Origin of the sequence: Actinomadura roseirufa, from assembly GCF_900659635.1 — a bacterium.
Taxonomy (GTDB): Bacteria; Actinomycetota; Actinomycetes; order Streptosporangiales; family Streptosporangiaceae; genus Spirillospora; species Spirillospora roseirufa.
In genome coordinates this window covers 1-11,244 of record NZ_CAACVB010000086.1, presented here as the reverse complement: position 1 = coordinate 11,244, position 11,244 = coordinate 1, and the positions used below count along the sequence as shown (strand labels likewise).

Here is an 11,244-nt window from a genome sequence, read left to right as displayed (position 1 = left end):
GTGTCAGAGGTAGAGGCCGACGTCGCCCAGGGAGGCGGCGATGGGAGGACGGACGTCGGTGCCGCGGAGGGTGACGATGTCGGCATCGTCGGGACGGTCGCCGGAGGTGAGGCGGGCGCCCTGGGCGGCGATGGCGGCGTCGAGGAGGTTGCGCATCAGGCGGCCGTTGCCGAACGAGGGGCCGCGGGGGATGTCGCGGAGCAGCGCGCGCAGGCGTCCGGGCACGTCCGGGGCGAGGGTGAGGCCCTCGGCGGCGGCGAGCCGGTCGAAGATGGCGACGAGCTCGCCGTCGGAGTAGTCGGGGAACGACAGCCGCTTGGGGAAGCGGGACTCCAGGCCGGAGTTGCCGGTGAGGAAGGCGGTCATCTCTCGTTCGTAGCCCGCGGCGATGACGACGAGGTCGCCGCGGTACTCCTCCATCAGCTGGACGAGCGTGGCGACGGCCTCCTGCCCGTAGGCGTCGCCGGCCAGCGCGTACGCCTCGTCGAGGAACAGGACGCCGCCGAGGGCCTGTTCGACGGCGGCGCGGACGCGCGGCGCGGTCTGGCCGAGGTAGGGGCCGATGAGGTCGGCGCGGGAGACCTCGACGAGGTGGCCGGACGACAGCAGGCCGAGCCGCCCGTAGACGGAGGCGACGAGGCGGGCGACGGTGGTCTTGGCGGTGCCGGGGCTGCCGGTGAACACCATGTGCCGGGTCGGCATGGCGACCTGCCGGCCGGCGAGGCGGCGCAGCTCGGCGCTGCGCGCCTCGTCGACGAGGCGGTGCACCTCGGCCTTGACCTCGCGGAGGCCGACGAGCGCGTCGAGCTCGGCGAGCGGGTCGGTGGCGGGCAGCGTGCGGGACGTGCCGCTGAGGCTGTCGGGGATGTCGCCGGGCAGCAGGGTGGCGAGGTCGTCGGCGGTGGCCTTCGGCATGGCGGTGACGCGGCGGGCCTGGAGCGCGGTGGCCCGCTCGCACAGGTTGCGCATGACGCGGGCGTGGCCGAAGAAGCGGCCGCGGGGCGCCCGGCGCAGCAGTTCCGCGATCTTGTCGCGGGCCGCGGGGGTGGGCCGCAGCCCCGCCGCGGCGGCCTGCCCGGTGAAGATCTCGATGAGCTCGTCGTCGGTGAAGTCGGGGAACCGGAGGGTGCGGGGGAAGCGGGAGGCGAGACCGGGGTCGGCGGAGATGAACCGCTGCATCTCGCGTTCGTAGCCGGCGGCGATGACGACGAGGTCGTCGCGGTTGTCCTCCATCACCTTCAGCAGCTCGGCGATGGCCTCCTGGCCGTAGTCCTCGGACATGGTGGTCTGGGTGAGGGAGTACGCCTCGTCGATGAACAGGACGCCGCCGACGGCGCTGCGCGCGATGGCGCCGGTCTTGACGGCGGTCTCGCCGACGTACTGGCCGACGAGGCGGGAGCGGGACACCTCGACGAGGTGCCCGGACGACAGGACGCCGAGGTCCTTGAAGATGCGGGCGAGCAGCCGCGCCACGATGGTCTTGCCGGTGCCGGGGTTGCCGGTGAAGACCATGTGCCGGGCGGGCGCGGCGGGGACGGGCAGGCCGGCCTCGCGGCGCATCTCGGCGGCCTTGGCGCCGGCGGCGAGCAGCTCGATCTCCTGCTTGACGGTCGCGAGGCCGGTGAGGGCGGTGAGCTCGGCCATGGGGTCGCCGGGGTTGCCGGACGCGTCGAAGGCGGCGGGCACGTCGGGGCGCTTGACGACGAGTTCCTCGCCGGGCTCGCTGCGCCGCCGGACGGACTCGACCACGACGTCGGCGAGGCGCTGCGCGAGCCGGGCGTTGCGCAGGTTCCGGACGGGCGGCGTCCGGACGAGCAGTTCCCCCGCGGCGGTCAGGGCCCGTTTGTGCGCGCGCGCTCCGCGCTGCTGCAGGGCGCGGTTGAACAGCTCGGCGTAGCCCTCGGCGGTGAACGGGTGGGTGGGGACGACCTGGAGCCGCAGCGCGAGCCCGGGGTTGACCTCGCGGATCCGCTCGTCGCCGCCGGGTTCGCAGAGGGCGACGACGTGCAGGTCGTCGTTGACGTCGAGGGCCCGGTGCAGTTCCTCCACGACGGCCTCGCCGCTGCGGATGTCGCGGGACATGTCGTCCAGCCCGTCGATGACCATGAGCCGGATGCCGGCGGAGTCGCGGGCCTCGTTGTACAGCTGCGTGGTGGCGGCGGAGACCTCCTTGGCGGCGAAGAAGTCGTCGGCGAGCCACAGCGGCGGACCGGTGATCTGGCGATCGTGGAGCAGCCGGGCGATCTCCTGCGCGGCGTCGCGCTTGCCGGTGCCGTCCGGGCCGACCAGCATCAGCCGGACGGGACCGGTCCCGTCCGCGACCTCCCGCAGCGCGGCGACCACGTCGGGCTGGCCGACGAGCCCGGAGCCGACCTCGGCCTTGCGGGCGCGGCGGGTGCGGGCCGGCGCGGCGCGGCCGACGCCGGCGGCGAGCGGGTTGAGCATCCGGCGGCGCGGGGTGAACAGGCGGCGGACGTCCTCCTGGAACTCGCCGACCGGGATCCACTCGGGCTCGGGGACCTGAGCCTCGTCCGGGAAGCCCTGGGCGGCGCCGGTGAAGCGCATCGCCATGTCCAGCCAGGCGCGGCACGCCTCGACGGCGCCGGCGCCGAGGGCGCGGCCGAGCCAGGCGCGGGTGTCGGTGTACCAGGGGTGCGGCCTGAAGTCGGCGCGCCTGGCGGCGAAACGTTCCAGGATCTCGCCGTAGCGGTCCTCGGTGACGGCGGCCGCCAGCTCGACGGGCACCTGCTCCAGCCCGCCCTGGAGGAGCAGGTGGACGAGCATCTCCTCCACCGGCTCGTCGTGCGGGGCGACGTCCAGGAGGTGCTCGTGGACGGGCAGCAGCCCCGAGCAGATCCACTCCATGTAGCCGATCGGGCCGGCCATCTCGGGCAGGGCGGCGACGATGTCGTCGTCGGCGTGCGCGACCCACAGCGCGCGCTGCTCGCGGAGCGGCGCGTTGATGTCCAGGGCCGGGGGCGGGTTCCGGTAGAGCCGCAGCAGGGCCTGGCGCCGCTGCTCGATCGGTTCCAGGCCCTCCAGCACGCCGAGGCCCTCGATGGCGAGTTCGAGGGCGAGGTCCTGGTCGGGGACCTCTTCCAGCCACTCCAGCGGGAGGAACCCGCCCTTGGTGACGCCCCATTCCTCAATGGTGCGCAGTGGCTTGTGAGGCTCGCGGAAATAGGGGCTGAAGAACTGGTATTGCAGGCGCGAGTGCGTCCCGGAGTTCACGGCCGCCGAGCCGCACAGGAAGTCGACGGTGAGCACCAGTTCGGCGATGACGAGCGACGCGGGGTTGGTGAGCAAGGAGTGCTCGTCGGTGGTGAGGGGGGTACAGCGGGGGTCGGCCGCGAGCTTGTCGATGCGGGCGCGGATCTCGTCGTACAGTCCGTCGGGAACCCGCCAGGGCCCATAGGAGTACAGGTCGAGGACCGGCTCGTCGCTGACGAGCAGTTCCAGGTTCTCCGGCAGCCGCACGCTTTCCCCTCAAAAACACACCAATCCGGCGCGAACAGCCTAGAGCGTCAAGGGGGCGCGGGGGCGCGCTATGCGAGCTATGGAAGGCGGCCCGACGCACGGTGCGCGATCTCGGACCCGGCGAGGCCGAGCAGGACGAGCGCCGCGGCCGCCGCCACGAGCGCGCCGGACCCCGACCAGCGCAGCAGGAGGGCGCCGAGCCCGCCGGCGAGCGAGACCGCGAGGTAGACCGCGGACGCGTTCAGCGACACCACGAGCGCGGCGGCGGACGGCGCGGCGGCGATCAGCCGGTGCTGCATCGGCACCAGGATGCCCCAGGCGGTGAACCCGTAGACGGTGGCGACGGTGGCCGCGCCGAGGAGGGTCGTGCCGAGGACGGGCAGCAGGGCGACGGCGGCGGCGAGCACCGCGGCGACGCCCGTGACGACGCGGCGCGCTCCGAGGCGGTCGGCCCAGGCGCCGGTGATGAGGTTGCCCGCGATGCCGGCGCAGCCGGAGACGAACAGCAGCAGCGCGAGGGCGCGCCCGCCGCCGTCCCCGGTGACCGGCTCGAAGATCACGCTGACGTAGTTCTGTACCAGGTAGACGCCGGTGAACAGGGTGGCGGCGACGGCCAGCAGCGAGGTGACGCGGCGGTCGGAGAGCGGGGCGAGGCGGTCGCGCAGGCGGACGGCGGGCGGCGCGGGGACGGCCGGCAGCAGCGCCGCGACCCCCACGGCGGCGACGGCGGCCAGCGCGGCGACGAACAGCATCGTCCCGCGCCAGGACATCACCGAGCCGAGCAGCGTCCCGGCGGGGACGCCGAGGGCGGTGGAGGAGACCAGGCCCACCGACACGTACGAGAGCGCGCGGGCGCGGTGCGCGGGCCCGGCGAGGGCGGCGGCGGTGGCGCCCGCGATCGGGGTGAACATCGCGGCGCCCGCGGCGGCGAGCACGCGGGTCGCGAGCACCGGGCCGTACCCCGGGACGAGCGCGGTCGCGATGTTCCCGGCGGCCAGGACGGCGAGCGCCGTCAGCAGGACGCGGCGCCGCGGCCAGGTTCCGGTCAGCGCCGCCAGCACCGGGGACAGGACGGCGTAGGCGATGGAGAAGACGGTGACGAGCTGCCCGGCGGCGGCGACGCTCACGTGCAGGTCGCGGCCGATCTCGGGGAGGACGCCCGCGACGACGAACGCGTCGGTGCCGACGGCGAAGGTGCCCGCGGCCAGGACGAGCGTCCGCGCCGGGACGCCGCCGGACGGCGCGGCGGGGTCGGGCGGGGTCTCCGGCTCCGGCGGGGCTCCCGTCCCGGTGGCGGCCGCGGCCCGGGTGGTGCTGTCGGTCATGTGCGTTCCCTAAATGGTACCGATCGATTCCGTTTTCTTGACGGTACCGATCGGTTCCATTATTCGTCAAGGTCGGCTAGGGTGGGGGCATGCCGACCCGAGCCCGAGAACGCCTCGTCCAGGCCGCGGAGTCCCTCTTCTACGCCGAGGGCATCCGCGCGGTCGGCGTCGAGCGGCTGCTGGCGGTCTCCGGCGTCGGGCGCGCGTCCTTCTACCGGCACTTCGCCGGCAAGGACGACCTCGTCGCGACCGTCCTCGGCGAGCGCGACCGCGGGTGGCGCCGCGAGCTGGAGGCGGAGGTCGCCGCGCGCGGCGGTCACCCGCTCACGGTGTTCGACGTGCTGGCCGGGCGGTACGAGTCCGGCGACTTCCACGGCTGCTCGTTCATCAACGCGATGGCCGAGACGGCGGGCACCGACCCCGCCGTCCGGGAGCTCGCCGACCGGCACAAGGCGGCGGTGGCCGCGTACTTCGCGCGCCTGCTCGCCGAGGCGGGGCACGGCGGGAGCGCGCGGGAGCTGGCGCAGCGGTTCGTCCTGCTGCTGGACGGCTCGATCGTGACCGCGCTGCGTGACCGCTCCGCCGCGCCCGCCCATCGCGCGCGGGCGATCGCCGAGATCCTCCTCGACGCCGACACCAGGGAGAACGCCGGTTCAGGGGTGGACGGGGCGGGCGGCGCGGGCATCGGCACCGACACGCTCCGTGCCGGTTAGGCGCTCCACGGCGCGGAACGTTCGCGCGTTTTTCCCGTGACGGCTCATCTCTCACTTTGTTCACGGCGCCGGACTGGCCGGGACGTCGTGCGCCGGGGCACTACTGGGTAGGTATCCGAAGATTCGGTTCGCCCGCCGGGTCGCCCCTGTCCGCGTGGCTCAGCGTCGAGCCCGGGAGACCGACGGGTGCGGGCGACCGCGCCCGAGCCGTCTTCTGGGAGAAGCCCTTGATAACCAAGCTGCTCGTCGCGAACCGGGGTGAGATCGCCGTACGGGCGTTCCGCGCCGCCTACGAACTCGGCATCGCCAGCGTCGCCGTCTACGCCCACGAGGACCGGCTGTCCCTGCACCGGCAGAAGGCCGACGAGGGGTACGAGATCGGCGAGCACGGCCACCCCGTGCGCGCCTACCTGGACGTGGACGGGATCGTGAGCACCGCCCTGCGGGTCGGGGCGGACGCCGTCTACCCGGGGTACGGGTTCCTGTCGGAGAGCCCCGAGCTGGCCGAGGCGTGCGAGCGCAACGGCCTGACGTTCGTCGGGCCGCCGTCGGCCGTGCTGCGGCTGGCCGGCAACAAGATCGAGGCGGTCGCCGCGGCGCGGCGCGCGGGGCTGCCGGTGCTGCGCTCGGCGACGCCCGAGCCCGGCGGTGAGCTGGCCGCGGCCGACGAGGTCGGGTTCCCGCTGTTCGTGAAGGCCGCCGCGGGCGGCGGCGGGCGCGGGCTGCGCCGCGTCGACCACCGCGAGGACCTGGAGGCCGCGGTCGCCACGGCGCGCCGGGAGGCCGAGAGCGCGTTCGGCGACCCGACCGTGTTCCTGGAGCAGGCGGTCGACCGGCCCCGCCACATCGAGGTGCAGGTCCTCGCGGACGGCGCCGGGCACACCGTCCACCTGCGCGAGCGCGACTGCTCGGTGCAGCGCCGCCACCAGAAGGTCGTGGAGATCGCGCCGGCGCCCGGCCTCGACGCGCGGGTGGTGGAGCGGCTCTGCGCGGACGCGGTGCGGTTCGCGCGCGAGATCGGGTACGTGAACGCGGGCACCGTCGAGTTCCTCGTGGACGACCAGGACCGGCACGTGTTCATCGAGATGAACCCGCGCATCCAGGTCGAGCACACCGTGACCGAGGAGGTCACGGGCGTCGACCTCGTGCAGAGCCAGCTGCGCATCGCGGGCGGGGAGACGCTCGCCGCCCTCGGCATCGCCCAGGACGACGTCGCCGTGTCGGGCTTCGCCGTGCAGTGCCGCATCACCACCGAGGACCCGGCGAACGGGTTCCGCCCCGACACCGGCAAGATCTCGGCCTACCGGTCGCCCGGCGGCGCGGGGGTGCGGCTCGACACCGGCACCACCTACGCGGGCGCGGTCGTCACCCCGCACTTCGACTCGCTGCTGGTGAAGCTGACCTGCCGCGGCCGGACGTTCGAGGAGGCGGTGCGCCGGGCGCGCCGCGCGGTCGCCGAGTTCCGCATCCGCGGCGTCGCGACGAACATCCCGTTCCTGCGCGCGCTGCTGGACGAGGACGACTTCCGCGCGGGCGGCGTCACCACGTCCTACATCGCCGACCATCCCGAGCTGCTCACGGCCCGTTCCAGCGGCGACCGGGCGACACGGCTCGTCCGGTACCTGGCGGACGTGACGGTCAACAAGCCGCACGGCGAGGCGCCCACCACCCTCGACCCGGCGGTGAAGCTGCCGCCGCTCGACCTGGACGGCCCGTTCCCCGAAGGATCCCGGGACCGGCTGCTGGCGCTCGGCGCGCGCGCGTTCGCCGAGCGGCTCCGCGCCCAGGACGCCCTGGCGGTCACGGACACGACGTTCCGGGATGCCCACCAGTCCCTCCTCGCCACCAGGGTGCGCACCTACGACCTTCTCTCGGCCGCGCCCTACCTCGCGCGGATGACGCCCCAGCTGCTGTCCATCGAGGCGTGGGGCGGCGCCACCTATGACGTCGCGCTCCGCTTCCTCGGAGAGTCCCCTTGGGACCGGCTGGCCGCGATCCGTGAGGCCGCGCCCAACCTGTGCATCCAGATGCTCCTGCGCGGTCGCAACACCGTCGGCTACACCCCTTACCCCGACTCGGTGGCGCGCGCGTTCGTGAAGGAGGCGGCGAGCACGGGAGTGGACATCTTCCGTGTGTTCGACGCCCTCAACGACGTGGAGCGCATGCGTCCCGCCATCGACGCCGCGCTTCAGACCCACGCGCTCGTGGAGGGGACCCTCTGCTACACGGGCGACCTGTCGTCCCCGGACGAGCGCCTGTACACGCTGGACTACTACCTCCGTCTCGCCGAGGAACTGGTCGAGGCGGGCGTCCACATCCTGTGCATCAAGGACATGGCCGGGCTGCTCCGGGCGCCCGCCGCGCGCACACTGGTCACCGCCCTGCGCGAGCGGTTCGACCTGCCCGTCCACCTGCACACCCACGACACCGCGGGCGGCCAGCTCGGCACCTACGTCGCCGCCATCGAGGCCGGGGTCGACGCCGTGGACGGCGCGGCGGCGCCCCTGTCGGGCACCACGAGCCAGCCGCCGCTCCAGGCGATCGTCGCCGCGACGGACTTCACCGGCCGGGCGACCGGCGTCGACCTCGGCGCGCTGGACTCCATGGAGCCCTACTGGGAGGCCGTGCGCAGGCTGTACGCGCCGTTCGAGATGGGCCTGCCGTCGCCCACCGGACGCGTCTACGAGCACGAGATCCCGGGCGGGCAGCTGTCCAACCTGCGCCAGCAGGCCGTCGCGCTCGGCCTCGGCGACAGGTTCGAGGAGATCGAGCGGCTGTACGCGGCCGCCGACCGGATCCTCGGCCGGCTGGTCAAGGTCACCCCGTCCAGCAAGGTCGTCGGCGACCTGGCGCTCCACCTGGTCGCCGCGGGCGCCGACCCCGACGACTTCGCCGCCAACCCGGACCGCTACGACATCCCCGACAGCGTCATCGGGTTCCTGAACGGCGAGCTGGGCGACCCGCCGGGCGGCTGGCCCGAGCCGTTCCGCACCAAGGCCCTCGCGGGACGCCGGCACACCCCGGCCCGCGCGGAGCTCACGGGCGACGAGGAGAAGGCGCTGGCGGGCGCGGAGGTCCGCGAGACCCTGGACCGGCTGCTGTTCCCCGGCCCCGCGAAGAACTTCCGCGAGTCCCGCGCGGCCTACGGCGACCTGTCCGTCCTGCCGACCGGCCCGTTCCTCTACGGCCTGCGCACCGGCCAGGAGGTCGCCTTCGACCTCGAACCGGGCGTGCGGGTGCTGGCCGGGCTGGAGGCGGTCGGCGACGTCGACGAGGCGGGCGTCCGGCAGGTCATCTGCACGGTGAACGGGCAGCTCCGCACGCTCTCGGTCCGCGACAAGTCCGTCGTGTCGGACGCGCCGCCGGTGGAGCGCGCCGACCCCGGCGAGCCCGGCCACGTCGCCGCGCCGTTCGACGGGTCGGTCACCCTGCGCGTGGCCAAGGGCGACGAGGTCGCCGCCGGGGACGTCGTCGCCACCATCGAGGCGATGAAGATGGAGGCGGCGATCACCGCTGCGGTGGCCGGCAGGGTGGTCCGGCTCGCTGTCCCGGCGGCCACGCCCGTCCAGGCCGGCGACCTGCTGCTCGTCATCACCTGACCGGGCGCCCTGGATCCGCCGTCGTTCTCCTTCCCGAGGGGAGAACGGCGGCGGACGCGGGTCAGCCCGCGGGACGGACGGCGTAGCCCGCCAGCGCCGGTTCGAGAAGGTCGAACGCGACCCGCGCGGCCTCCTCCAGCGCCGCCGCGATCTGGTGGTGGTCCGCGCCGTCCAGCGTCCGGCGGAGCGTCTCCTGGAACAGGACGCGGTGGACGCCGCCGAGCTGTGCCGCCACGAGCCGGGGGAGGAGGTCGTCCGGCGCGGACCCGGTCTCCGCGGCGAGGACGGCCGCGAGGGCGTCCTCGCGCTCCTCGTGGAACTCGCGAAGCCGCGCCGCCAGCGCCGGGCTCTCGGTGATCATGCGGGCGAAGTCGGGGCCGGAGAACCCGATGACGGCCTCGTGCCGGTCCACCGCGGCCAGGAACCCGCGGCGCAGCGCGGCCAGCGCGGACTCGCCGGGCGCCCGCCCGGCGACCGTCCGCGCGAGCAGCTCGACGAACTCCTCGTGCAGGTCGAGCGCGAGGTCCTCCTTGCGCGGGAAATAGTTGGTGACCGTCATCTTCGCGACCTGCGCGGCGGCCGCGACGTCGGCGATCGTCACCTGGTCGAAGCCGTGCCGCAGGAACAGGCGGGTCGCCTGGTGCGAGATGTTCTGCCTCGTCTGCCGCTTCTTCAGCTCCCGGAGTCCCATGCCCGGCATGGTCTCATACTTCGACCTAAAGATGGTGTTGACATATTTATATGTTCAGCCTAAGTTTGGGTCACGGTGCCGGCGGGTACCCGAACGGGGTGACCCGTTCCCTCCCGGCCGGACGAGCAAAGGACACCGCCCTGAACGCCAGCCACGCCCCCAGTGCGTCCCCCCGAGTCCCGTCGCCTCGTGGTGCGCTCACGGCGCGCGACGTCCTCGACCCGATGAAGGCCTATCTCTCCCGCATCGGCCGCACGGCGCTGCTCACCGCCGAGGAGGAGGTCGACCTGGCCAAGCGGATCGAGGCCGGGCTGTTCGCCCGCGAGCGCCTCGAGGAGCTCGCCGACCGGCTGTCCGCCGAGGACCGCGAGGACCTGGCCTGGATCGCCGCCGACGGCCGCCGCGCCAAGGAGCACATGGTCGAGGCCAACCTGCGTCTCGTGGTCTCCCTCGCCAAGCGCTACATGGGCCACGGCCTGCCGCTGACCGACCTCGTCCAAGAGGGCAACCTCGGACTGATCCGCGCCGTGGAGAAGTTCGAGTACCGGCGCGGACTGAAGTTCTCCACCTACGCCGTCTGGTGGATCAAGCAGGCGATCAGCCGCGCGCTCGCCGACCAGAGCCGCACCATCCGCATCCCGGTCCACGTCGTCGAGGTGCTGAACCGGATGACCCGGCTGCGCCGCACCATGGCGCAGGACCTCGGCCGCGAGCCGACCTCGGCGGAGCTGGCCGCCGCGCTCGAGGTCACCCCCGAGAAGGTGGAGTGGCTGCGCCGCCAGTCCCGCGAGCCGCTGTCGCTGCACACGCCCCTCGGCGAGGACGGCGACGGCGAGCTCGGCGACGTCATCGAGGACCCCGAGGGCGGCGACCCCGCCGACGTCGTCGCGTCCTCGATGCTGCGCGGCCGGCTCGACGCCGTCCTGGAGACGCTCACCGAGCGCGAGGCCGGGGTCATCTCGCTGCGGTTCGGGCTCGCCGGAGGCGAGCCGAAGACGCTGGAGGAGGTCGGCAGGGTCTACGGGGTGACGCGCGAGCGCATCCGGCAGATCGAGTCCAAGGGCATGCACAAGCTGCGCCACCCGTCCCGCCGGGAGACGCTGGCCGACCTGCTCGGCTGACGCCCCTCGGGCCCCCGGCCCGCCGCGGACGCGCCCGCCGCCCGGCGCGTCCGCCCGGACATGTCGATCTTCGAAATCGTCACGCTCCCTTCAGTGTCAGGCCGAACTCCTCCCGCGGTGGGATGACAGTGTGGGACCCGCTGGAGAAGACTTCTCCCGACACATCTTCTCCCGACAGATCGCGGACCAGGAGAGGCGGAGATGAGGACGAGGCGGTTCGTTCGGCCGAGGCGACGCGCGGGCACGGCCACGCCCGCGAGCCCGGGACGGGGCCTGCTGGCGGGCGTCGCCGCCGCGGCCACGGCGGTGCTCGCGGTG

5 protein-coding genes and 1 pseudogene are annotated in these 11,244 nt (G+C 73.9%); 3 read left to right on the top strand and 3 right to left on the bottom strand.

Annotated features, from left to right (window positions below; genetic code table 11):
* Window positions 1–3: 3 nt before the first annotated feature.
* A complete protein-coding gene (locus E1291_RS19375; protein WP_131739240.1) occupies window positions 4–3,477 on the bottom strand; it encodes an AAA family ATPase in 3,474 nt (1,157 codons plus the stop codon).
* 77 nt (window positions 3,478–3,554) lie between these two features.
* Window positions 3,555–4,802 (bottom strand): MFS transporter, encoded by a 1,248-nt coding sequence (locus E1291_RS19370; protein WP_131739239.1) that lies wholly within the window; start codon window positions 4,800–4,802, stop codon window positions 3,555–3,557.
* A gap of 89 nt (window positions 4,803–4,891) precedes the next feature.
* On the opposite strand from E1291_RS19370, the gene E1291_RS19365 reads away from it, so the two are divergent.
* Window positions 4,892–5,515, top strand: coding sequence for a TetR/AcrR family transcriptional regulator (locus E1291_RS19365; RefSeq protein WP_131739238.1), 624 nt, complete (start codon window positions 4,892–4,894; stop codon window positions 5,513–5,515).
* A 227-nt stretch (window positions 5,516–5,742) separates the two neighbouring features.
* The gene (locus E1291_RS19360; protein WP_131739237.1) at window positions 5,743–9,114 is read left to right on the top strand and encodes a pyruvate carboxylase; all 3,372 of its coding nucleotides are present in this window, start codon (window positions 5,743–5,745) and stop codon (window positions 9,112–9,114) included.
* Between the two features lie 61 nt (window positions 9,115–9,175).
* Here the strand turns inward: E1291_RS19360 and E1291_RS19355 are convergent, their stop codons facing one another.
* Entirely contained in the window at window positions 9,176–9,805 is a 630-nt protein-coding gene (locus E1291_RS19355) for a TetR family transcriptional regulator (RefSeq protein ID WP_242614245.1), read from the bottom strand.
* A gap of 218 nt (window positions 9,806–10,023) precedes the next feature.
* On the opposite strand from E1291_RS19355, the pseudogene E1291_RS19350 reads away from it, so the two are divergent.
* Window positions 10,024–10,926 (top strand): annotated as a pseudogene (locus tag E1291_RS19350) (RNA polymerase sigma factor); the annotation flags it as partial.
* Between the last annotated feature and the right edge of the window lie 318 nt (window positions 10,927–11,244).

Excerpts from the sequence above, each read along its gene's own strand:
- E1291_RS19370 (WP_131739239.1), bottom strand. The coding sequence starts at position 4,802 with ATGACCGACAGCACCACCCGGGCCGCGGCCGCCACCGGGACGGGAGCC.
- E1291_RS19365 (WP_131739238.1), top strand. The coding sequence starts at position 4,892 with ATGCCGACCCGAGCCCGAGAACGCCTCGTCCAGGCCGCGGAGTCCCTC.
- E1291_RS19355 (WP_242614245.1), bottom strand. The coding sequence starts at position 9,805 with ATGGGACTCCGGGAGCTGAAGAAGCGGCAGACGAGGCAGAACATCTCG.